Source organism: Streptomyces sp. S.PB5 (assembly GCF_030403745.1).
In the GTDB taxonomy this organism is placed as follows: domain Bacteria; phylum Actinomycetota; class Actinomycetes; order Streptomycetales; family Streptomycetaceae; genus Streptomyces.
In genome coordinates this window covers 31,734-53,835 of sequence record NZ_JAQMWP010000030.1, presented here as the reverse complement: position 1 = coordinate 53,835, position 22,102 = coordinate 31,734, and the positions used below count along the sequence as shown (strand labels likewise).

The 22,102-nt window shown below is 67.8% G+C and carries 20 protein-coding genes and 4 pseudogenes; 13 read left to right on the top strand and 11 right to left on the bottom strand.

Annotated features, from left to right (window positions below):
• Positions 1-57 precede the first annotated feature (57 nt).
• From PH203_RS45300 to PH203_RS45290, 3 genes are read right to left on the bottom strand one after another with little or no spacing between them, the layout of a single operon-like run.
• Complete coding sequence (locus PH203_RS45300; protein ID WP_289928342.1) at positions 58-759, bottom strand: CBS domain-containing protein; 702 nt, start codon at positions 757-759, stop codon at positions 58-60.
• On the bottom strand, positions 756-1,745 hold the full coding sequence (locus PH203_RS45295) for a universal stress protein (RefSeq protein WP_289928340.1): 990 nt from the start codon (positions 1,743-1,745) through the stop codon (positions 756-758). Before PH203_RS45295 ends, PH203_RS45300 begins: the two co-directional genes overlap by 4 nt.
• Positions 1,742-3,238, bottom strand: a complete 1,497-nt coding sequence (locus PH203_RS45290; protein ID WP_354671319.1) for a GNAT family N-acetyltransferase — start codon at positions 3,236-3,238, stop codon at positions 1,742-1,744. Before PH203_RS45290 ends, PH203_RS45295 begins: the two co-directional genes overlap by 4 nt.
• Before the next feature lie 399 nt (positions 3,239-3,637).
• Here PH203_RS45290 and PH203_RS45285 point away from each other — a divergent pair, with 399 nt between their 5' ends.
• From PH203_RS45285 to PH203_RS45275, 3 genes are read left to right on the top strand one after another with little or no spacing between them, the layout of a single operon-like run.
• Entirely contained in the window at positions 3,638-4,948 is a 1,311-nt protein-coding gene (locus PH203_RS45285) for an ABC transporter substrate-binding protein (RefSeq protein ID WP_289928339.1), read from the top strand.
• Positions 4,945-5,889: a sugar ABC transporter permease gene (locus tag PH203_RS45280; RefSeq protein WP_289928338.1), complete on the top strand. Its 945-nt coding sequence runs from the start codon at positions 4,945-4,947 to the stop codon at positions 5,887-5,889. Before PH203_RS45285 ends, PH203_RS45280 begins: the two co-directional genes overlap by 4 nt.
• Positions 5,890-5,900: 11 nt before the next feature.
• Positions 5,901-6,722, top strand: coding sequence for a carbohydrate ABC transporter permease (locus tag PH203_RS45275; RefSeq protein WP_289928337.1), 822 nt, complete (start codon positions 5,901-5,903; stop codon positions 6,720-6,722).
• A gap of 209 nt (positions 6,723-6,931) precedes the next feature.
• On the opposite strand, the gene PH203_RS45270 is transcribed toward PH203_RS45275, so the two are convergent.
• Together PH203_RS45270 and PH203_RS45265 are read right to left on the bottom strand one after the other, a co-directional pair.
• Entirely contained in the window at positions 6,932-7,261 is a 330-nt protein-coding gene (locus PH203_RS45270; RefSeq protein WP_289928336.1) for a hypothetical protein, read from the bottom strand.
• A 1,141-nt stretch (positions 7,262-8,402) separates the two neighbouring features.
• On the bottom strand, positions 8,403-9,566 hold the full coding sequence (locus PH203_RS45265) for a serine hydrolase domain-containing protein (RefSeq protein ID WP_289928334.1): 1,164 nt from the start codon (positions 9,564-9,566) through the stop codon (positions 8,403-8,405).
• Positions 9,567-9,686: 120 nt separating this feature from the next.
• Between PH203_RS45265 and PH203_RS45260 the strand changes: the two genes are divergently transcribed.
• A complete protein-coding gene (locus PH203_RS45260) occupies positions 9,687-10,142 on the top strand; it encodes a hypothetical protein (protein WP_289928333.1) in 456 nt (151 codons plus the stop codon).
• A gap of 108 nt (positions 10,143-10,250) precedes the next feature.
• On the top strand, positions 10,251-10,529 hold the full coding sequence (locus PH203_RS45255) for a hypothetical protein (protein ID WP_289928331.1): 279 nt from the start codon (positions 10,251-10,253) through the stop codon (positions 10,527-10,529).
• Positions 10,530-10,900: 371 nt separating this feature from the next.
• Here the strand turns inward: PH203_RS45255 and PH203_RS45250 are convergent, their stop codons facing one another.
• Both PH203_RS45250 and PH203_RS45245 read right to left on the bottom strand, forming a co-directional pair.
• Positions 10,901-11,122: a hypothetical protein gene (locus PH203_RS45250; protein ID WP_289928329.1), complete on the bottom strand. Its 222-nt coding sequence runs from the start codon at positions 11,120-11,122 to the stop codon at positions 10,901-10,903.
• A 117-nt stretch (positions 11,123-11,239) separates the two neighbouring features.
• Positions 11,240-12,181, bottom strand: coding sequence for an aromatic alcohol reductase (locus PH203_RS45245; RefSeq protein WP_289928328.1), 942 nt, complete (start codon positions 12,179-12,181; stop codon positions 11,240-11,242).
• Positions 12,182-12,196: 15 nt separating this feature from the next.
• Here PH203_RS45245 and PH203_RS45240 point away from each other — a divergent pair, with 15 nt between their 5' ends.
• The 5 genes and pseudogenes from PH203_RS45240 (at position 12,197) to PH203_RS45220 (ending at position 16,237) form a co-directional block, all read left to right on the top strand.
• Complete coding sequence (locus PH203_RS45240; RefSeq protein ID WP_289928327.1) at positions 12,197-12,682, top strand: MerR family transcriptional regulator; 486 nt, start codon at positions 12,197-12,199, stop codon at positions 12,680-12,682.
• A gap of 458 nt (positions 12,683-13,140) precedes the next feature.
• Positions 13,141-13,746 carry a lytic polysaccharide monooxygenase gene (locus PH203_RS45235; RefSeq protein ID WP_289928326.1) on the top strand — a complete coding sequence of 202 codons (606 nt, stop codon included), beginning with the start codon at positions 13,141-13,143 and terminating at the stop codon, positions 13,744-13,746.
• A gap of 635 nt (positions 13,747-14,381) precedes the next feature.
• Positions 14,382-15,153 (top strand): annotated as a pseudogene (locus PH203_RS45230) (sulfite exporter TauE/SafE family protein); the annotation flags it as partial.
• Positions 15,154-15,273: 120 nt separating this feature from the next.
• Positions 15,274-15,717 carry a MarR family transcriptional regulator gene (locus PH203_RS45225; protein WP_289928403.1) on the top strand — a complete coding sequence of 148 codons (444 nt, stop codon included), beginning with the start codon at positions 15,274-15,276 and terminating at the stop codon, positions 15,715-15,717.
• A 34-nt stretch (positions 15,718-15,751) separates the two neighbouring features.
• The gene (locus PH203_RS45220) at positions 15,752-16,237 is read left to right on the top strand and encodes an aspartate carbamoyltransferase (protein WP_289928325.1); all 486 of its coding nucleotides are present in this window, start codon (positions 15,752-15,754) and stop codon (positions 16,235-16,237) included.
• Between the two features lie 189 nt (positions 16,238-16,426).
• On the opposite strand, the gene PH203_RS45215 is transcribed toward PH203_RS45220, so the two are convergent.
• The 3 genes and pseudogenes from PH203_RS45215 to PH203_RS45205 form a co-directional block, all read right to left on the bottom strand.
• Positions 16,427-16,774, bottom strand: a complete 348-nt coding sequence (locus tag PH203_RS45215) for a hypothetical protein (RefSeq protein WP_289928324.1) — start codon at positions 16,772-16,774, stop codon at positions 16,427-16,429.
• 38 nt (positions 16,775-16,812) lie between these two features.
• A pseudogene (locus tag PH203_RS45210) lies at positions 16,813-17,214 on the bottom strand (transposase); the annotation flags it as partial.
• Positions 17,215-17,289: 75 nt separating this feature from the next.
• Positions 17,290-18,267 carry a pentalenene synthase gene (locus PH203_RS45205; RefSeq protein WP_289928323.1) on the bottom strand — a complete coding sequence of 326 codons (978 nt, stop codon included), beginning with the start codon at positions 18,265-18,267 and terminating at the stop codon, positions 17,290-17,292.
• A gap of 821 nt (positions 18,268-19,088) precedes the next feature.
• On the opposite strand from PH203_RS45205, the pseudogene PH203_RS45200 reads away from it, so the two are divergent.
• The 3 genes and pseudogenes from PH203_RS45200 to PH203_RS45190 all read left to right on the top strand — a co-directional run.
• Positions 19,089-19,604, top strand: a pseudogene (locus PH203_RS45200) (transposase); the annotation flags it as partial.
• A 52-nt stretch (positions 19,605-19,656) separates the two neighbouring features.
• Positions 19,657-19,977 (top strand): hypothetical protein, encoded by a 321-nt coding sequence (locus tag PH203_RS45195; RefSeq protein ID WP_043665274.1) that lies wholly within the window; start codon positions 19,657-19,659, stop codon positions 19,975-19,977.
• A gap of 17 nt (positions 19,978-19,994) precedes the next feature.
• A pseudogene (locus PH203_RS45190) lies at positions 19,995-20,736 on the top strand (transposase).
• Positions 20,737-20,924: 188 nt separating this feature from the next.
• Here PH203_RS45190 and PH203_RS45185 read toward each other — a convergent pair.
• A complete protein-coding gene (locus tag PH203_RS45185; protein ID WP_289928401.1) occupies positions 20,925-22,094 on the bottom strand; it encodes an AraC family transcriptional regulator in 1,170 nt (389 codons plus the stop codon).
• Positions 22,095-22,102 lie beyond the last annotated feature (8 nt).

Below are 22,102 nucleotides of genomic sequence, written 5' to 3'. Positions count from 1 at the left end.
GTCCTGCCGCAAGAGCACTGACCCGCGGCGTCCTTGGTCCCGTCGATGCGCCTTCCGCTACATGTGGCCGGAGGGTCCGCTGGAGGCAGGACCCCGGGCGCCCACCAGCCGGTGGGTGAGGCGGTCGGTGACCGTCACCACTCCGTCCACGTGACCGGCGATCCACGCCGCGAGCTCGGCGTCACTGCGGCGCTCCAGGTGCCCTCTCAGCGTCACCACTCCCGCCTCGACCGTGACGTCCACGATGTAGCGGGGAAGGCCGAGACCCGCGGTCACCTGTTCCGTCACGTCGCGGCGAATCTCCTCGTCCGTACGCAGGTAGACCCGCAGCAGGTCGCCCCGGGTGACGATGCCGACCAGACGGTCCTTGTCGTCCACCACAGGCAGCCGCTCCACACCGTGCTCGCGCATGGTCTGTGCGGCCTCCGTGACGTACTGCTCCGCGGTGGCGGTCACCGCCGGACGGGTCATGAGATGCTCCGCGGTCCCGGCATGAGCCTTGGCCGCGGTGATGCGGGCCGAGTGCGTCAGCTTCGGCAGGCGGGCATGCCTGCGCCCGTAGCCCTCGTCCTGTTGTGCCTGGTGCTGAAGCAGATCGGTCTCGGAGATCACGCCGACGACCTTCTCTCCGTCGTCGATGACGGGCAGCCCGCTGATGCGGTGCTCCGACAGCAGCCGGGCGACCTGCTTGAACGGCGTCTCACGGCCGGTGCGCACGACCTCGTGCGTCATGACGTCCTTGATCCTGCAGTACCTCATCGCTGTTCCTCCCCCTCCCTTTCGTCTCGGGGTGCTTGTCGCACTGCTAAGCCGACGGGTACGAGCACGACCGGGCAGTGCGCGTGGTGCAGCAGCGCGTGAGTAAACGGGCCCACGTGCGGGCCGGGCATCCGCCCGCGTCGGTGATGCGTTGTGACCACCACCAGGTCGGCCACGCGGGTGGCCTCCACCAGTGCCCGGGCCGCCCCGGACCACACGGTGTCGATCCGCACCCCGACGTCCGGGAACTTCTCCCGCAGTGCGGCGACCACCATCCGCGGCACGGCGGCCTCGCTGCGGAGCAGGGTCTTCAGATCCGTCTCCAGCCGTTCGGTGGGAGGGGCGCGCAGGCTGCCCGACAGCTCCGGCACGGCGGACACGTGCAGGACCCACACCTGCGCACCCCGTTGGTGCGCCTCTTCGAAGGCGAACAGCGCAGCACCGGCGTCGGTGTCGTCGGCCACACCCACCAGCACCGTGCCGTGTTCGGAATCGCCGCGGGCGCTCTCACCGCGCGTCACCAGCAGCGGGCTACCGCAGTGGGCGGCGACCCGCAGGCTCACCGAGCCGGCCAGCAGACCGGTGACCCGACCCAGACCCCGGCTGCCGACGACGGTCAGGGCGGCCCACTCACCGCGGCGCACCAGCTCGGTCGCGGCCGGTTCGGGGCTCAAGGTTTCCACCACGTCCAGTTCAGGGACGCGCTCATGCACCCGCGTGGCGGCGAGTTCCAGTACGCCGTGCGCCTTGTCGATGAGGGAGTTCATGTCCTTCGCGTCGGGTGGGGCGTCGGTGGCGCTGTGCCTGGCCCACGGCCAGGCGTGCAGGATCTCCAGCGTCGTCCAGCGGGCCTGTGCCTCGGCGGCCGCGTGGTCCAGCGCGTGGACGACATCCTCCGATCCGTCCACGCCGACCAGCACGTGCCCGCTCAGGGGCGGTCCGGGAGCGTAGGCGCCGTAGTCCCAGAGGTTCTTCTGCTCGTTCATCGCTGCCCTGCCTTTCGACAAGTGGCCCGTGGGAGTTGTTTCTGTGGGATGTTCGTGCTGGTCAGGTACTTGTAGACCTCGCGCGCGATGAAGCGCTTGAGGCAGCGGAAGATGTCCTTCTTCGGCGCCATTGTCTTCGGCCGTGCGTCGCGCGATGTAGAGCCGTGTGCGGGGGGTCGTGACGCATCCACACGAGGGCAATTGCGTGGAGGGCATGGCTGGCTTGGCGGTCGCAGCCGACCGGCCTCAAAACGGCCGACGTCCACGGTCAGCACCGGCATCGCCCTGGCCACCCGCTGCGTGATACGTGAGAACGCCCGCGGGCTTTGGAACGACTCCAGGTACAACAGCGCCAGCGTGATGCGTCCGTCGGTCTCCCACCACTGCAGCAAGTCGTTGCCGCAGATGTCGTACGCGTCACCGAGCGAGACGGACGTGGACGCGCCGATCCCCAGCCGGGACAGGCCGTCCGGCAGCGGGCGGCGCGCCGCGAAGGTGGCGTCCATCCGCACGGCCGGGTCGGCGTTGGCGATGCCCAGGCAGCTCGGCCCCACCAGCTGCATCCCGTATGCCCGGACAGCCAGCCGTGCGTTCGCCTCGGCGGCATCGAGGCCGGAGGCCACGACGACCACAGCCCGGATCCCGTTTCGGCCGCACTGCTCGGCGACCTCCGGCACGGCGGACGCGGGCACGGCCAGCACCGCCAGATCGGGCACGCCAGGCAGCGCCTCGACGGCGGGGTGACAGGGTATGTTGCCGATCCAGTCGGTCTGCGGGGCGACCGCGTACAGGCTGCCGGTGAAACCATCTGCTTGGAGGTTGTCCAGCACAGCCCAGCCCGCCGAACCCGTCCAACGCCCGGCGCCGACCACGGCGATGGACGTCGGGCACAGCAGCGGCCGCATGCCGGCCACGTCCGCGACCCGGCCCCGGGCCTCCACCACGGCCAGATAGCCCTCGCGTTGCTCCAGCTGCAACGTGCAGTGGATCTCCGTACCCTCCAGTCGGCGCGAAGCAGACAGGCCCAGATCGTTGAAGACCTGCAGCACCACGCCGTTCTCTGCAAGGGCGTCGGCCGTGAAGCGGCGGATGCCCGCCACCCGGGCCGCGCCCACCAAATGCTCGACGAGCAGCGTGCCGACCCCGCGGTCGTGCCAGTCGTCCGCCACAACGAGGGCGTTCTCCGCGCAGGTCGGCTCGGGCGAGGAGTCGACGGCGGTGTCGTACTCCGCGATCCCCACGACCCGCCCGCCGGTCTCGGCCACCAGCGCCAGGTAGCCGACGCGCGCCGGTGAGCACGCCTTGGCCGCCGCCTGCCGCGCCGAGCGCAGGCCGGCGGTGGAGAACCGCAGCCTCAGACTCTCCGGCGACAGGTCCTGGTACAGACGCAGCACCCGTGCCCGGTCGTCGGACAGGGCAGGCCTGATCGACACGGTGGTGCCGTCGGCCAGGAGCGCGTGAGTCCGCGGGGGCGCGGACAGCTTGCTCGCCATCGTCGTTCGGCTCTCTTCTCCTCCTCGCCCACATGACGCGTGGTCAAATCTCCGTCCACTGCCCACCCTTGATCGGCGCCTCGCACGGTGCATGGGCCTAACGGGACACACGACGTGCCAACCGGCCCATATTCCCTCCGGGGCCATGCGATGGTCAGCGCCGGGACTCCGCCGAGGTGAGCGACCGGACACCGACCCCGGGTACCTGGTGGCCCCGTCCCAGGGGCCGTTCAGACCCTGGGCAGAGCTTGTCCGAAAGCAGTCGGATAGAAGATGCGCGTTCAACTACGCCGTGGTGCAAGGCCGTTCGCCTCGCCGATGTCCGGCAGGCCCGGTGCGGGCGGTGCGCCGCGGCAGCTCCCAGTCCGGCGATGTGCGTCCGACGCACAAGGAGGAGACATGACCACGCAAATCCCGCAGTCCTCGGGGCCGAGCCGGCGAACGGTGCTGATCGCATCCGGTCTCACTGTCGCCGCCTCATGGTCCCTGGCCGCCTGTGGCGACGACGAGGCCGGTGAGGGCGAGGAGACCCAAGTGAAGGTCTTCTCCTGGTGGACCGGCGGCGGCGAAGCCGCCGGGCTCAAGGCGATGGTCGCCGACTTCGAGAAGCGGAACCCGGACATCTCCTTCAAGAACGAGGCCGTCGCGGGTGGCGCCGGCACCGCGGCCAAGCCGCAACTGGAAGCCAACCTCAAGGCGGGCAACCCCCCGGACTCCTTCCAAGGCCACGCCGGAGCCGAGCTCTTGGACTATGTCAAGGCCGGCTACATCGAAGACCTCACCTCCCTCTACGACCAGCAGGGCTGGACGAAGGTCTTCCCGGCCACCCTGCTCCCGCTCATCACCCAGGGCGGCAAGATCTACTCGGTGCCGGTCAACATCCACCGCGCCAATATGTTGTGGTCCAGCCCCGCGCTGCTGTCCGAGGCCGGCATCACGAGCGCGCCCCGGACCTGGGACGAGTTCCTCGGCTTCCTGGACAAGGTGAAGTCCAAGGGCAAGATCCCGCTCTCCCTCGGCGAGCAGTGGACCGCCAAGCACCTGCTGGAGACGGTCCTGCTGGGCGAGTTGGGCCGCGACGGCTACGAGGCGCTGTGGAAGTCCGGCGGCGACTGGGGCGGCGCGAAAGTGACGGGCGCACTCACCGCCTTCGGCGAGGTGCTGGCGTACACCAACTCCGACGCCCCCTCGCTGACCTGGCAGGACGCCAGCAAGCTCGTTGTGGACGGCAAGGCGGCGTACAACATCATGGGCGACTGGGCCGAAGGCTACTACCACACCGACCCGCCCGACGGTCTGGCCAAGAAGCCGAAGACCGACTACGACTGGGCCGCCGCGCCCGGCACCGACGGCCTGTACCAGTTCCTGTCGGACTCCTTCACCCTATGCAAGGGCGCGCCGCACCGCGACGCCGCGATCGCCTGGCTCAAGGAGTGCGGCAGCAAGGCCGGCCAGGACGCCTTCAACCCAAAGAAGGGCTCCATCCCCGCGCGCAGCGACGCCGACGCGTCCCTGTACGGCACCTACCTGCAGTGGGCGCTGGGCGAGTGGAAGAAGGACCAGATCGTTGGTTCGCTCACCCATGGCGTGGTGGCCAGCAACGCCTGGAACACCGCCATCGACAGCACGCTGGGCGTGTATCTGAAGGACAAGAAGGCGGCCCGGTTCCAGGACGCGCTGGGCGAGGCGGCGGGGAAGTACGCGGCGTGACCGCCACGTCCGCGGGGCCGACGGCAGCCAGGCGAGGTGGCGTTCGGCAGGGACGCCGCCGGCGCCGCGGCCCGGCTTGGCTGCCAGGCCTGCTGCTGCTCAGCCCGTCGATCCTGGCCATCGCCGTGTTCGTCTACGGCATGATCGGCTGGAACGTCCGGGTGTCACTGTCCAACTGGCACACCTCCGTCGAAGACATGTCCTGGGGCGGCTTCGGCACCTACCGGGGCCTGCTGGACGACCAGCGGTTCAGTGACGCCTGGCTGAACCTGTTCACCTTCACCCTCGCCTTCGTCGTGGGCACCCTGGTGATGGGCCTGGTCATGGCCCTGCTGCTGGAGAAGGGCGTGCGCGGGGAGGGCTTCTTCCGGGCCGTCTACCTCTTCCCGATGGCCGTCTCCTTCATCGCCTCCGGCATCGTATGGCGCTGGCTGATGAACCCCGCTCCCGGCGACCGGGCCGCCGGCCTCAACAAGCTCTTCGAGAGCATCGGCCTCGGCGGTCTGGCCAACCCCTGGTGGCAGGACCCGCACTGGGGCATGGCCGCGATGGCCCTGCCGGCCGTCTGGCAGATGTCCGGCTATGTGATGGCGCTGTTCCTGGCCGGATTCCGGGGCGTGCCCGAGGAGTTGCGCGAGGCGGCCCGGGTGGACGGCGCGAACGAGTTCCAGGTCTACCGGCACATCGTCTTCCCGCACCTGCGCCCGGTGACCCTCAGCGCGCTGATCATCATCGGTCACATCTCGTTGAAGGTCTTCGACCTGATCGTCGCCATCGCCAGCCGGCAGATCATCGCCGACGTCCCGGCCGTCTACATGTGGGACATCACCTTCTTCGGCCAGGACTACGCCAAGGGCGCCGCGATCGGCGTCGTCCTGCTGCTGTTCGTCGCGCTGCTGATCATCCCGTACCTGGTCCACACCTTCCGCCAGGAAAAGTGAGGGGAGAAGCGATGGTTGTCTCGACGGCTCTGCGGACCGCGAAGTACCTCAGCCTGTTCTTCCTCGTCCTGGTCGTGCTGCTGCCCGTGTACGTCCTGCTGGTCACCAGCTTCAAGCCGCTGTCCGAGGCCGACCCTACGCAGGCATGGAGGCTGCCGCAGCACTTCACTACGGAAGCCTGGTCCACGGCGTACAACACCCTGCGCGAACCGCTGCGCAACAGCGTGTTCCTGACCGTGCCCGGCTCGCTGATCTCGGCCACGCTCGGCTCGCTCAACGGCTACGTCCTGGCCAAGTGGCGCTTCCCGCACGCCGACCTGGTCTTTACCCTCATGCTGTTCGGGATGTTCATCCCCTACCAGTCGGTGATGATCCCCCTCGTCCAGCTGTGGACCAACCTCGGCCTCAGCGGCAGCGTCTCCGGCCTGATGCTCGCGCACATCGTCTACGGCATCCCCATCTGCACCCTGATCTTCCGCAACTACTACGCCTCCATCCCCACCGAACTCATCGAGGCGGCCCGCGTCGACGGCGCCGGCATGATCCGCGCCTACTCCTCCGTCGTCCTGCCCAACTCCGGTCCCGCCTTCGTGGTCGTCGTCATCTGGCAGTTCACCGCAATGTGGAACGACTTCCTCTTCGCCGTCTTCCTCAACGCCGGAGGCTCCCAGCCGGTGACCGTCGCCCTCAACAACCTGGCCGGCTCACAGGTCGTACCCTTCAACCAGCAGATGGCCGCGGCCCTGCTCGCCTCGCTGCCCACCCTCGTCGTCTACATCGTCCTCGGCAGGTTCTTCATGCGGGGCCTGATGGCGGGAGCGCTCAGGGACTGACAACCGAGCCGCCGGGACCACGCGCCGACGCCCTGTAGCGGTCAACGGACACCCATAGCGCGTGACGGCGGTTCTGCCTCCGAGCGGAGCCGATCCTCGTTCACGTGTCCTTCGATGACGGCTCTGGAGCACGGCGGTGTGGGGCCGGTGGTCACGGTGTCGAGGTCTTGATCAGAGCCGACGACGGCCGGTTCAGCGGAATCGGCCGATCAGCCCGCACACGGCGGCGCCTGCGCCTCGCTCGACTGGTCATGGCGGCAGGCGCCGCAGGCGAGGGCGGTCTCCGCGTCGTTTCCCGTCTGGCACAGCAGGACGAGGGTCCTGTCACGTGGCGGGGCGTTGGTGCTGTCGTGTTCGACGTGTCCGGTGGCTCCGTCGAAGGTGATGTCGTCGGCGAGGGCCAGCAGGACGGATTCGAGGTTGATGTTCGGGTAGCGTTGCCCGGTCTGGTGTGATGCAGCAGACCGCCCGCGGACTCGGCGAAGGTCAGGTGCGCCCGCAGCACCCGCAGCGCAGTCCGGCCCCGCTCCCCACGCCACGGTGTCGTCTCGATACGGTCGCGCAACGCGGCGAGAACCTCGTGCACCTGGTGACGGGACTCCAGCAGCCGGGTGCTGCCGACCGCTGCCTCGGCGCTGGCCCATACCCGGCGGATGTAGTCCAGGGCACGCGCCTGCCCGAAGCGCAGCGCGATACTGCGGGCGTGCCTGCCGCCCTCGTGCTCGGGATGCAGCAGCAGCCGGAGCAGTTCGTCGACGGTGCTGTCGGCGCGGGCGACGTGGCAGGCGAGGGCGGCCGTGATCCGATGCCCGTGCTCGGCCGCACCCTGACGGTCCCCACACCGGACCACGCTCCGGCCGTCGGAGCCGAGCCTGCTGTAACTGCCTGCCGCGTAGCGGCCGGTGAGATCGCCGAGCAGGAGGAGATCAGCTGCCGCCGCAGGGAGTCGATGGAGGCCCGGTCGGCCGTTCGGGAGAGAGGTCTGTCGCTGTGGTTCTGCCTGGTGGGTGTGGTGTGGCACGGTGGGGTCGTCTCGCAAGGACGTGGACGCCACCCAGGCCCGCTAAACCCACGGGTGGCATCCGGAACCGACCTCCAATCGGTGCCAGGGAAGCCTCCAGGACTGCCCGTCCTGGGGGGTCTTCTTATGTCCGGCGCCGTGCGGAGGCAGGCGTCCCCATCGCAGCTAGACCAAGGTCGGAGCGGAGAACCGTCGAGAGCACCACTCCTGATCGATACCCGTCGACTCGGGCCACTCGAAAGCGAGTTACATAGGGATCGCCTCTGACTGCCTCCGATCGCCTCTGCAACCCGTCGTAGCAGGCCACAGCCGTTTCGACTCCCATAAGCCCAGGTCAGATGGATGCTCCGAAATTACCAGCCGTCGTAAGGCGCGGCGTCCACAAGTTGGCACAGCCCGAAAGTGACAGCTCCGAGGACCAGCAGAACCAACCCGAAGCAGCGGCCTGGTTGCACAGGAGTCGTGCGTCTTTGCGTGACACACCACCAGCGAGCTGTTGCTGGCGACGGGGTGTCGGAGGGCTCGCCGGGGGTCCGGACCCGAACAAGAGTGAAGCTCCCGGCAGGAAGCGGCCAGTCAAGATCAAGTTCGGTCACGAGGCTTCTACCAACTACCAAAGGGTGAGGGGGATCGGCGACCGGAGCGGATGAGCCAATCAGTCAGTACCCCTCCGCGCGGACGCGCTCCGCAATGCCCAGTGTCAGCGCCTCCGCCTGGTCCTCGAGGTTCCATTTCCCGTCGCGGTAGGCATGGTTGCTGACCCAGAACACGAGGATGTCGTCGCGCAGGGAACGGCTCAGGAGCGCCAGGGACCAGTCGTTGCCGCCGTCGTGCCAGGCGAGAGGGCCGTCCGGGGTGTCGCGGATGCTCCAGCCGTATCCGTACGAGTTCTCTGATTCCGGCTCTGGTATGCGAGGTTCGAAGAGCTTCTCCCTGGCCCGCGCCGGAAGGATCTCGTCACCAAGGAGCGCACGGTGCCAACGGAGCATGTCCTGGGCGGTGGAGAGGATGCCGCCGTTGCCGCGCAGGTTCCAGTACGGCCCGTCGGCGGCCCAGGGGTGGTCGAATGGCCTGCCCTTGCTGCGCCCCTTGTTGTCGTACTCCACCGCGACCAGGTGCCGCGGCCAGCGGGGCAGAACGTATCCGGTCTGAGTCATCCCGGCCGGCGTGAACAGATGCCGGGCCAGGAACTGTTCGTACGTCTCCCCGGACGCCTCCTCCACGACCGCGGCGAGCAGGCTGTAGCCGGTGTTGGAGTAGTGGAACTCCTTGCCCGGGGTGGACCGCAGCTGAGACCGCAGGGCCCGGCGCACCAATTCCTCCCGCGACAAAGGGTCGTAGTCATCGCCGAGCCCCTCGACCAGCCCCGAGGTGTGGGTGAGCAGGTGCTCGATCGTGATGCCGCGCTTGTCCTCGGGCACGGTCTGCCCGCGTCCCAGGAACCGGCTGACCGGATCGCTCACCCGGAGCCGGCCCATCACCTCCAGCTTCACGATCGCAGCCGCGGTGAACTGTTTCGTGATCGACATGACGTCATACACGGTCCGGCAGCTCGCAGGGGTGCCGGCGGCGCGGTTGGCCGCCCCGAATCCGCCGCAGTACGCGAGCCGGTCGCCACGAGCAGCGATCACAGTGCCGCTGAGGCCGGCGGGCAGGGTACGGCGGAGGAAGTCGGCGACCGACTCTCCGTCGCGGATCTGGGACTTCGGGGCGCGCTCCGCCAACGCCCCGGCACCGGGCTCTTCGGTGCACCCGCCCAGCATCAGCGCAACACCGAGGACAGTCACGATGGCCGTGCGGCAGCGAGAGGCAGTCGTACGCATATGACCTCCAACATCGGTAATCCGCTCCGAAGTTGACCGTCGCTCTCGCCGTTCATCAAGGCATGATGGTGTTCGAGCTTGTGCGAGCCCGTGTACGTCCAGGTCAACAGGGGGACCACGATGACCACAGCACCGCCCACACCGCCGGACACCGACGCGGTCGCCTTCGTGGCGGCGCTGCGTCGTCTCAAGGCGTGGTCCGGCCTCAGCTACCGCCTACTGGAACGCCGCGCGACGGAAGCAGGCCATACCCTGCCCTACTCCACGGCGGCGACCATGCTCGGCAGGGACCGGCTACCCCGCGAGGAGTTGGTCGCCGCGTTCGTAGCGGCCTGCGGGATACGAGCAGACGAGGCGGAGGCGTGGCTGGACGCACGCATGACCATCGCGTGCGGTCGGCCTGCCGAGACCACGCGCATGACACGGAACAGGAGCTTTCGGCAGCCCCGTTGGGCGTTTTCGGGGGCCGTGGCGCTCGTCGCCGCGCTCCTCGGTGGGGTGTCGGCGGCCGGCGCCTTCACCGCCGACGTAGAGGTCGAGCAGACGCAGACGTCGCTTCACCTGCCACGCTCCTGACCAGCTGGCACGGTCGCTGGCAGAGGTTCGAGACAAGGAGATGTCGGCGCACGCGCAATTCAAAGTCAAGACCGGTATTCCCGTGTTCTTCGCCGATCCTCGCAGTCCATGGCGGCGCGGCACGAACGAGAGCGCCGCGCCCGCCGCCGTGGCCGCGGAGCCATCGAAGCCGCGGCCGAACGCCCCGCCTACCTGATCGTTTTCGACGTCCTGGAGCAAGGGGACACCGAGTTGCTCGCCCGGCCCTACCGAGAGCGGCGCACGATCCTGGAGGATCTTTTCGCCCGCGAGGTGTTGGCCACCCCGTTCACCCTGTGCCCAGCCACCAACGACCGGGCGACCGCGCTGGACTCTCGTCGGTCAAGAACTCCACTGGCATGGACCTGACGCTAACGACGCCGACAGCCGTGCAGGCGATCTTCCGCCGCACCCCGGTGCAAAGCCGATCGGCTGTGCTGGAAGCCCCTGATCACCGGCTTGGGGTTAACCGCTGTTCCGTTGTGCCCAAGGCCGTCCAACGCGGGCGCGCGTGTCTGAGTCGAAAGCTGAACCGTCACCTCCCGCCGGCGGACCGTGCGCCCGCAGGATCGCCCCTGATGAACTGGAGATCGTCCCGGAACGGAGGAAGGGCCCCAGGGCCGTCCGTGGATGACTCCGGGCCCCCCGTTGTGGTGCCCGTGGCGCTCTCAGCTCTCAGCGGCCTCCAGCACCACAGTGGGCCCCGTGGTGTCCACGCGTTCGTCGTGCTCGCGCAGCATTCACATGACGGTCGGCGGGGAAGGGTGCTGCCCCTTCTTGGCGCCCTTGGCGATGACGAGCCGGGCGGCGATCTCGCGCAGGCTCAGCTCCTGGTCCCGCAGGTGCAGCGCCATGCCGAGCATGTCGTCGTCGGTGACGCTCGCGCCGCCGATCCCCTTCTCCCGCAGACGAGGGGACTCGTGCCCCTCCAGCGTCCGGTCGCGGATGTACTCGCGCTCCATGCCCGACATCGCGGCGAGCACGGTGAAGGCGACGCCGCCCGGGTCATGGCTGCCCTGGAGGTCGCCGGTGAGGAACTGCAGGCCGATGCCGCCCGCGCGCGGGGGCTGGGGGATGCGTCAGCCCGCGAGGTTCTCCTTGGCCCACTGGCGGAGGTCAGTCACGGGGATCGCGTGGCGTGCGTTGTAGGTGTCGTCCTTCGCCCACGCGACGCCGCGGCCCTGCGCGAAGACCGCCCGGTACTTCCGCGTCATGTTGTCCGGGTCGGTGGCCAGCTCGTCGAGCAGCGACGGAACCGTCCACACCGCACGGCGGAACGGACGCTCCAGCACGGTCTCGAGCGTTTCGGCCAGCTCGCCGTAGGTGATGGTGTCACCGGCGAGGTAGACGATCTCGTCGCGGATGCGAGGTTCGGCGAAGAGGATGTCTGCGGTCAGGACGCCGATGTCTTCGGGCGTCGTCACGGTGACCGCCGTCTCGAGACTTCCCAGCGCGTTGACGGTGTCGCCTGGCAGGTCCACCATGCCCGAGCCAGGCTCGAAGAGGTAGTTCATGAACATGCCGGTGGAGATGATGACCCACTCGGTCTGGTCCTGGGACCGGAGCAGGTCACGGACGTCCAGCTGGGAGTCGAAGATGTCCTGCGGACTTCCTCGGCCGATGACGTCGAAGTCGACGCCGAACTGCCACGGGAAATACCGCGGGACCCTTGCCTGGAGGGCGGCCTGGGCGACCTTCATGGGGGTCTCGAGGCCGGCGGTGATGCCCGTGCACCCGATGACCGTGTCGTAGTCGGCGAAGATGGAGGCGAGCTCGTCGACGGTGTTCTTCACGAGGTCCCCTTCGACGATCTTCACGCCCAGGTTTTTGATCTCAGCGACGTCGCGCTGCTTGTCGGGTGCCGTGGACGCGATGGCGCCGGCGCGCAGGAGCACGCTGACGGACGAGCCCTCCACGTCCTTCGCTCGTCGGACGACGTTGCGGATGACGGGCATGCCGAGTTCCCCGGCTCCGATGATGAGGATGTCCCGGGAGGTGGGGATCGAGCTGTCGCTGGTCATCTGAAGGTCCCTCTCGTGTTCGTCTTTCCCCAGTGCGCTCCGGTCGCTGGGGTCTCGAGAGTCACCGTAGACTTTGACATCAGTGTCAAGGTCAAATCGTCGGCCGACGAGGAGGAGCAAGTGATGAAGATCAGTGAGGCCGCCCAAAAGGTAGGAGCCCCGGCTCGGATGCTCCGCTACTACGAGCAGCAGGGGCTTATCGAGGCGTCGCGGTCGACCAACGGTTACCGCGACTACTCCGAGGACCAGGTCGAGCATGCACGTCACGTCCGGGCGCTCGTCGAGGCTGGTCTGTCGACGAGGATGATCAAGATCGTGCTGGACATCGAGGCTCCCTCGACCCAGGACGCAGCAGGCGCGTGCACCCAGACCCTGGCAGAGGAGCTCGCTCGCGAGCTGCGCGTCGTCGAGAACAGGATCGTGTGCCTGGAGAAGAGTCGAGACGCGGTGATCGACTACCTCCGGCGAACGGGCCACGCAGACCTGCTGACCCCAGCGTGACTCGCAACCTCTCGCGATCGAAGCCGTCGCCGACCGCGCCCGCTACGGGCACCACGTCCTCTCTCCCCCGCCCTCGCCATCAGCCCCCTCGTCCCACAAACCGACACCGCACCAGCCGCCCACGACTGATACGCGAGAACGCGACGCGACATGAGCGCGAGCAACAGCCGCTCTCGTGACCGCCTGCCACATCCCCCCGCGCATCAGTCTCGGCCACACCCTCGCTCTCCGGTTTTTGGGAACGGTTCTGACTCCCGGCTCACGGCAGATTTCCAGCTCGCCGCCCGCCTCTGTAATCAACTCCGTTTACTTCATTGACATCTCGCTCAGAAGTCCTAGCGTTGGGAGCGCTCCCATGACAGCCTCGCAACTGGAAGGAGTCCCCCCACATGCGCAACCAAAGTCCGTTATCCGGGCGTTCGCCGTCGTCGCTCCGTCGGCCTCTCCAGGCGCTCGTCATGCTGTTCGCGGTGGTGGTCGGCGCCCTCACTTGGTCGGCCCCCGCCCAGGCTCACGGCACCGTCGTCGGCCCCGCGACCCGTGCGTACCAATGCTGGAAGACGTGGGGAAACAACCACACGAACCCCGCCATGCAGACCCAAGACCCCATGTGCTGGCAGGCCTTCCAGGCCAACGCCGACACCATGTGGAACTGGATGAGCGCGCTCCGCGACGGCCTCGGAGGCCAGTTCCAGGCACGGACCCCCGACGGAACGCTCTGCAGCAACAACCTCTCCAGGAACGCCAGCCTGGACAAGCCCGGGCAGTGGAAGACCACCACCGTCGGCAACAACTTCTCGGTCCAGCTGTACGACCAGGCGTCCCACGGTGCCGACTACTTCAAGGTTTACGTCAGCAAGCAGGGCTTCAACCCCACGACTCAGACCCTGGGCTGGGGCAACCTTGACTTCATCACGCAGACCGGCCGCTTCGCCCCGGCGCAGAACATCACGTTCCCCGTCCAGACCTCCGGCTACACCGGACACCACATCCTGTTCGTGATCTGGCAAGCCTCGCACCTTGATCAAGCCTACATGTGGTGCAGCGACGTGAACTTCGGCTGAGCCGGGAAACACCACACACGGCACCACCGGCCTCTGCTAGGCGCCGGTAACCCTCCACCCGCCCGACCGAGCTCCGTCGGGGCAAGGGTCTGATCACCCTGCCCCGTCGGGGCTTCCCGCGCTTCAGGCCAGAGCCGTTTCACGTCGATCTGCACGCGGTGGCCGCGCAGTTGCTTCTCGTAGCGCTTCCATCTGCGGTCGTGGCGCTGGGAGACCGGCAGGCGGCCCGTGTCGAGGCGGTTGAGGATGTGTCAGACACCCGGCTTGCTGATGGTGAGGCCGTGGTACCGCTTGAGGTACAAGCGATCTCCCCGGGCTCGAAGTGGTGGTTCTGGCGCAGATAGATGATCTTCCCGACCTCGACGTGGGTTGTGTTCGGTGGTAGGTCCCGGTTCTGATGGAGCCGGGTTGCTGGACAATTGACGTTCCAGCAGCCTTCGGAGGCCGTGATGCCCCGCAGCTACCGTTACCGGTAGTTCGGCCTGAGCCGTGACTTCTCTGTCAAGTCCAGTGTGTTGAGGCCGATCGCGGACCCGGGTGCTCCTGCTGCCCGTGAACATCTCGTTGCCGATACGTCCCGCCGATGTCCGGCGCGCGGATACTGGCCGGGCGGCAGTTGAGGCGCGGAGGGCAGGGTGGACTGGACGGCGTGGGCGGGCCTGGCTGTTGGCCTGCTGATTGCGATGGTGACCGCGCCGGTCGGAGCGTCCGGGACAGTTCCTCCTTCCAGTCCACTTGAGTGTCTTCGGCGTGCCCAGCCCGGCGGTTACGCCGACGAACTTGCTGTTCAATGTGGTGGCTGGGCCGGGAGCCCTGTGGCGGTACCGCCGTGACGGCGCTCTGCGCGGCGGCCTGGCCCGGCGCCTGGTAGTCGGCACGCTCCCCGGCGTTGTCCTTGGCGCCGCGATACGCGTCTTCGCTCTTCCCGGGCCAGGAGTCTTCCGGCTGCTGATCGCCGCCCTGCTCCTGCCGCTCGGGGTGTGGCTGTGCGTCCGTACCCTCGCCCCGGCCCGCGGCCGGGCGGTTGAGGCGGGACTGTTCCCGAGGGCGCTCACCACCCTTGCGGTGGTGGTGGGCGTGGTCGGCGGGATCTACGGCATCGGCGGCGGGTCCCTCCTCGGGCCGATCCTCGCCGCCTGGGGCTGCCCATGGGACGGGTGGCCGGCCGCGCTCGCCGCGACGTTCGTCACCTCGATCGTCGGTGCGGGTACCTATGCGCTGTTGTCCCCGATCAGTCCCGGTGATGTCGCACCCGACTGGTGGTTCGGACTCGCCTGTGGGCTGGGCGGGCTGGTCGGCGGCTACCTCGGCGCCCGCCTCCAGCCCTACCTGCCCGAGACCACGCTGCGCCTCCTCCTCGGCGGCCTGGCCGCCGCCCTCGGCACGCTCTACGCCGTGCAGACGCTGGCGCGAGGCCCACGATCCGCCGCAGCGTGGTCAGTTGCCCCCGCTCACGTCTTGAGCAGCGCCTCACCCCAAGCACGAATCTGGTTGTGCCATCGAACCTTCTGGTTGTACGGTCGAACCATGTCCAGAGATCAACGGGCTGACGACCCGGTCGTTCTCCAGGAAGCCCTGGGGAGCTTCGTCCGCGCCTTCGGGCTGCACCAGCCGGAAACAACCCCCTGCGGCCAGCCCGTGCCGGTCTCCGAGGCGCACGCTCTGGGCGAGCTGGCGCAGGAGGGCGAGCTGCGGCAGGTGGAGCTGACGCGCCGACTGCGACTGCAGAAGAGCACCGTGAGCCGGCTGGTCACGCAGCTTTCCTCACGTGGCTGGGTGGAGCGCGCCCCTGCCCCCGACGACGGACGCGGTGTCGTCCTGCGGCTCACCGCTTCGGGACGGCAAGCCGCACAGAACCTCGCTCAGGCGCGACGGGAGCGCTTCTCCCGGCTCCTTGAATCAATCCCGGCTCATGAGAGAGCGGGCGTGCTCCACGCCCTCGACGTGATGGTGGAGGCACTGGATGAGTAGCACCAGGCGAAGGGCCCTGTTGGCGGGCGCAGGTATGGCGCTCGCCGGCACGGTGACGGCTGTCGCCCTGGCCGCCGGCGGCTCGCAGCAGGATCCGAGCGAGAGGCAGAGCGAGCGGCAGAAGGCGGTGGCCGAGCGGGGCCGGAGCGTGATGCCCTTCGACCTCGAACAGACCACCCACCGCTTCACTCCCACCGCGTCGGGCGGTACCCAGGATGTGGTGGCTGACCGGCGCGGTGATGCGGAGCAGATCGATCTGATACGCGCCCATCTACGCAAGGAGGCAGAGGCGTTCGGCCGCGGGGATTTCGGGGATCCCGCACGCATCCATGGCGAGGACATGCCCGGCCTTGCCGCACTGCAAGAGGGTCACGATCGTATCGAGGTGCGCTTCAAGGAGCGGGCGGACGGCGCCAGGCTCACCTACACCACGAGGGAGCCCGCGCTGGTGGACGCCCTGCATGACTGGTTCGAGGCGCAGCTCGGCGACCACGGCGCGCACGCCGAGTCCAGCCGCTGAACCGACAGCGGGCTCAATGCCCGCCGGTTCGCAGCCGGTCTTGTGCTCACGCCTTCGAAGCCCGGTGCGGCATCCCTGTCCCCGCATCACGGCGCACCGCCGCGTACACGTCGCCCTTGGGCTTCGGTGGTGCCATCGCAGCCCTGTCCCGCAGGCATTTCGGTGTCTCTCTCACCAGCTGTTCGGGTGCTATCGGGACCTCTGGACATCGCCCTCCGGTGGAACCAAGCCGGTCAGCACTGATTGCACGGACTTCGTCACGACGTCGGCGGCGTCGCGTGCGGCCAGGCGTCCGGCGCGTACCTCCTCCGCCCCGCCGTCGAGGATGTAGTGGACGGCGCTGACCAGCCAGGCGGTGGGCAGGTCGGTGCGGAAGACGCCTTGTTCCTGGCCGCGGCGGATGAGTTGGTCCACGCGCCGGGCAGGTTCGCCGTGCAGTTCTCGCACCCGCCCCGCGGGGAGGACTTCTCCGGCGGCGCCCAGCAGGACCGCAGACTCGGCCGTGAGCTGCCAACTCGACGCCAGCAGGCGCGACATGGCCGCGCAGGCGTCTCCGGTCAGGTCGACGGCCGCCGCGCATAGACACTGACCGCGACCTGGCAGTTGGCCCGCTCGCCCAGGGCCCCACAGTACTGCGGAGCCACCCCGGCCGACATCCGGCCGTCCTTGGGCACCGACACGTCGTCAATCACCCAGGCCGTCGGAGTGATCCGCGCCAGCATCCGCTCAGCGAGCCGCCGTTGGACGGGCACCGGATCCCACGTCGACTGGTTCACGAACTGCTGCAGGTTCTGCTCATTGCCGTCCGGCAGCCGCGCAGCCATGGCCTGGATGGACTTGCGCTGCCCGTCCAGCATCAGCCCGCGCAGATAGCAGTCGCCCTTGGCTCGCTGATCCTTGCGTGGCACCGAGGCGAACACATCCGCCACGAACAACGCCAACATGGCCCGCATTCGGTTCACTTCATGTGCGTCCACACACCCAACATGCTCCTGAACAGGCCCAACGGAAAAACCTAACGGAGTCCTAGTAAGCGCTGTCCCGCAATTGATCTACGCCTCAGTGGTGCTGTCGGCGGCGGGGTCTGAGGAGTTGAGGGGGCCGTGGTAGCGGGTGGTGCGGGAGCACCAGTCGTAGTTGCCGCGGATGGCAGCCCGCATGCCCTGGGTGAACCGGGCCACAGCGGCGCGGGCGGAAGGGGGCATGCCGAGGGTGTCGTACAGGAGCGGCAGCTGTGCCTCCGCTGTCAGGAACTCCTGCATCCAGTCGTTGATCATGCGGTACGTGGTCTTCAGCGCATCTGGACGGCTGCAGGCTTCCTGCCGCTCCAGGACGAAGACGAGATTGTGGTGATCGCCGCGGGCTTCTTCCTTGGCCAGGGAGTACACATCGTTGACGATGTTGATGTTCTGGTTGGCGGCGTCCCGCATGACGTGCAGTAGGGGGCTGTCGTACGCCGCGGCGGGAACCTCGCAGCGCCAGATGCGTTCGACGGCGTCCCACAGGGGTGGCATGAACCCGCTGGCGTAACGCAGTTGCAGGTACTCCTCCACGCCGGGCTCGACATCGTCGCGGCGATGGACGGCTTCCTGGACTTGGGCCAGTAGATACTGGTCCCAGTGCCGTACCGCGCGAGAACGCCAGGTGGGAGACATCCCGTCCTGCTCGCGGGCCCACAGGTCGGCGAAGGCGACCGCGACGGGGGGCGCCCCGCGCAGCGTCATGCCAGGTGCCGAGTGCACCAGCTCCCGCAGGGTCTCGATGTGGGCCTGGACGGCTTGCGGGTCGCGGCCCAGCGTGCCGTCGAATTGGTCGTCGAAGGTGCAGAACCAGCCCACGAAACTGCATCCCAGGTCCAGGTCCGCGCTGCTGCAGGCGTGAAACCAGCGGGCGGCGACGTCTTCGGGGTGCCAGCTGCCGTAGCGCGCGACACTCGTTTCGCCAGCCAGCAGTCCGGTGTGGCGCATCCACGTGATGTGGCGTTCCAGGGCTGCGGCAGCCTCGGGATGGCGCTGGGGCGGGATCGGCATCCAGATCCCGTCATCCGTTCTTCGGCGTGTCTGCCGTGTGCGCTTCCCGGTCGGAGCCGCCCCGCCCTGGTCCTGTTGCGTGGGCAAGGGGTTCCTCCTGCGGGGCCGAAACCGCACGGAGGGCTCGCATGTGGCCAGGGTGCGCGGCGTGCCTGCGGGTTCGGCTGCGACCAGTAGACCAGGCCGCACGGTCGGCCAATAGGCACACCGGGGGCTCTCTGTGGTGAGCGCCAAATCTGGAGTGTTGAGCCAGTACCAACGGTTGGTACATCGTGCGCCATGGAGAGGTCGGGCGACCCTGGGGACTTCGGCGATGATCTCGTGGTGGCTGGTGTGATCACGGCATCGGAGCCGTCCCAATCCGGGGTAACGACAGCCCTGAGAGACGTACGCCCGGGCTGTTTCAGCAGATGTTGGTCGCGATGGCGGTCACGTGAGTGTCGGGCTGACGCCTTGAGTCGTCCGGGGACCTGATCCCTATATCCAGACCGGTGATGCCCGACGCTCTCGTGACTGCCACCATCGTCAACACCGCTCGCTTGATCACTCGTTGGTGTCTGTGGTGCGAGCCTGCTGCATGGTGACCCCTCATGACGCCCGAGCCGCTTCAGCTCCAAAGCAGACCGGGGCCCGTGCAGTGAGCTGGTGCCACGAACAGCTGCTGAGGTGGCGGACCGGCCTCAAGTCGAGTCCTTGGATTAGGTCGCTGCGTGGTTCCGCATGAGCTCGTGACCAGGACGAACACCCGAGCACGGGGAGGGGAAAGATCTTGATCTACTGCGGCATCGACTGGGCGGAGAAGACACACGACGTCGCCCTGGATGCTTGCTCTCCTGATGCAGCTGGAGGCTGCCTGCACCGCGGCCGACAACCTCGCCGAGGCGGTGGAGGAGGCGTTCCCTCAGCACCCGGACGCTGAGATCATCCTCAGCTTCCCCGGCCTCGGCACCCAGCTCGGCGCCCGGGTGCTCGCCGAGATCGGGGACGACCGACAGCGGTTCGCCGACGCCCGCGGCCTGAAGGCATACGCCGGCGTCTCGCCCATCACCCGGGCCTCCGGCAAGAAGTCCACTGTCACCCGACGCTGGGTGAAAAACGACCGCCTCAACCACGCCGGATACCTCTGGGCCTTCTCCGCGATCACCGCCTCACCCGGCGCCAAAGCCCATTACCGGCGCCGCCGCGACAGCCATGCGGACTGGCACGCTGCCGCCCAGCGCAACCTCTTCAACCGCATGATCGGCCAGCTCTACCACTGCCGCCAGCACGGCGAACGGTTCTACGAACTGGCCGCCTCCCCCTCACCGCCCTCGGCGACCGAGACAGCTGCCGCCTGACGTGCGGCATCGCGCCTTGCTCAGGTCGCCCACAGCGGTCGATCATTCGCAGATGAGACCCGAAGTTCAGACGTTTGTCGCCGACGGCCCCCTCCCCGACTGGGACGCCGACGAGGAGGAGATCGACCGGCGAGTCAAACAACTCGAAGCCATATCCGCACCCGTCACACGGAACGAGGCGCAGGCCCTGGCTGCCTGCTTCGGCCCCGACGACTGCTACGGCGTCGCCTGGTCGCTGCTGCACCTGATCGAGACCAGCCCAGGCCCGGTGCCGGCGGTCGCACCACCCGGACCCGATGCCGATGACTGGCACCACACGCTCTGGAACCGCTGGGGAAACCACGGGCTCACCGACGAGGACTTGACTCGTTAGAGCCCTGAGGTGTCTGGATAGCCCCGTTCAGCGGGCTGAGCCCGCGTCAGTCCGGCAGGCTGATCACGATGTTGCGGCGCGAGGGTGCAGACCCCGTCCGCAGGGCCAGCCGTGGAGCCTGCCGCTGGAGGACCACGTGCTGCTGGTCGCCGTGTACTGGCGGACAAACCTCACCCTGCGGCGGCCGGCGCCGCTGTTCGGGGTGTCGAAGTCGGCTGCGGACCGCATCATTGATCAGCTCGGTCCGGCGTTCGCGCTCCAGCAGCGCAAGCGGTTCCGCAAGGATGCCTGTTGATCGTGGACGGCACCCAACGACACCCTGGTCCCCACCCGTGACCACGCCATCGCCGAACAGTCGAAAAGCTATCGGTACTCCACCAACCACCAGGTCGTCATTGACGCCGACACTCCGCTCGTCGCCGCCGTCGGCCTGCCCCTGCCGAGGAACTGCAACGACTGCAGGGCATGGGAGCTGTCCGGCGCGAAGGACGCATCGGCAAGACCACGGTCATCGCGGACGGGGGCTACCGGGGCACCGGCCTGGTTATCCCCCACCGTCGCGAGAAGGGCCAGGCCGAACTCACGGTCTGGAAGGAGGAGCACAACACCTCACACCGCAAAGTCCGCGCCCGCGTGGAGCACGTCTTCGCCCGGATGAAGAGCTGGCAGATCCTTCGCGACTGCCGTCTGAAAGGCGACGGCGTTCACCACGCCATGCTCGGCATCGCCCGCTTGCACAACCTCACCCTCGCCGGGTGACGCAGAAACCAGCAGGCCACCGCCACGCCAAAGATCATTTACGGGACAGCGCTCAGCCCTGCACGGTGAGCCGGGCCTCGTCGAACCGGTGGGCGGCGAGGTCTTCGGAGCGGATGAGCCATGGATCCCGTGACTGTCGCAATCGGCCTGCCCCGAGGCCCCGCCTTCATGCGCGCACTGCCAGGAGATCACCCGACCGGGAACTCCGTCCGATCCACACGTTCCTTGATCGGTTGAGCTGCGGTTTCTGGATGAAAGCCCGAGGTTGGTGCTGATTGCTCTGGCTCTTGACAGGGAGTCGAATGATCTTCGTGTTCAGTGGAGGCGCTTGCAGCACGCCGTGCACCGTGGCGGAACTCCCGCGGCGAGACGCCTACGACGCGGCGAAACGCCGTGCTGAACGCGCTCTCCGACTCATATCCGGTCGCAAAGGCCAGTTCGGAGATGGAACGCGTGTCACGGCGAAGCGCGTCACGGGCGAGGCTCATCCTCCACTGGATCAGATATTCCAGGGGCGCAACGCCGACCTCTTTCTTGAACTTGGCTGCGAAAGCGGATCGAGAAAGATGGCTGATGGCCGCGAGCTCACGAAGGGTCCAGCGATGGGCGACGTCGGCATGCATGGCGCGCAGCGCTGCGCCGATTCCGTCATCGCTGAGTGCTCCTAGCCATCCGGCGGGCTGGTCGGTTTGCGCGACGTGTGCCCTGAGTACCTGAACGAACATGATCTGTGCGAGATGATCCAGGACGAGGGACCGTCCTACAGCTCTGTTCTCGACCTCGATCCCCAACAGTTCGGTTACGTAGGCGACTTGGCGCATCAGGGGATTCGTCGCCGGCAAGTGCACAAGCGGGGGAAGGATCTCCAGCAGGAGCGGAGCATTGGCCTCGTCGAACCAAAGAGACGCCATGCACACGTAGTTGGTCTCGTCGGCCTCGGCGCCAAGCCGTGCGACGCCTTGCGAGGCGCTCTCAAACAATGCTCGGCCAGGTCGGGGTGTCGCGGTCAGCGAACTGGCGAGGGTGTGGGGGCCGGGTGACTTCAGGAGGTAGAAATCGCCCTCCTCCAGGTACAGCGGCTCACGCCCTTCCACTACCAGCCAGCACGCGCCGCGAACCGCGCACCCGATCTCGACAAAGTCGAAGGCGTCGAACTGCACCGCCCAAGGCGCTGCGGCATGCAGGCCGGGGTGGGCCTCGGTCCGAGGTCGCAAGAGGCCGATCGTGTCGGCCACGGGATCGGAGGGCGCTGCGGTCGGCGCGCTGGACGATCGATAAAGAACCCTGGACGACATGTTATGGATCGTAACATCGGGCTGGGTGAAGCTGGTGTGACCAGCAAGGTGCTGGATCACCACCAAGCGAG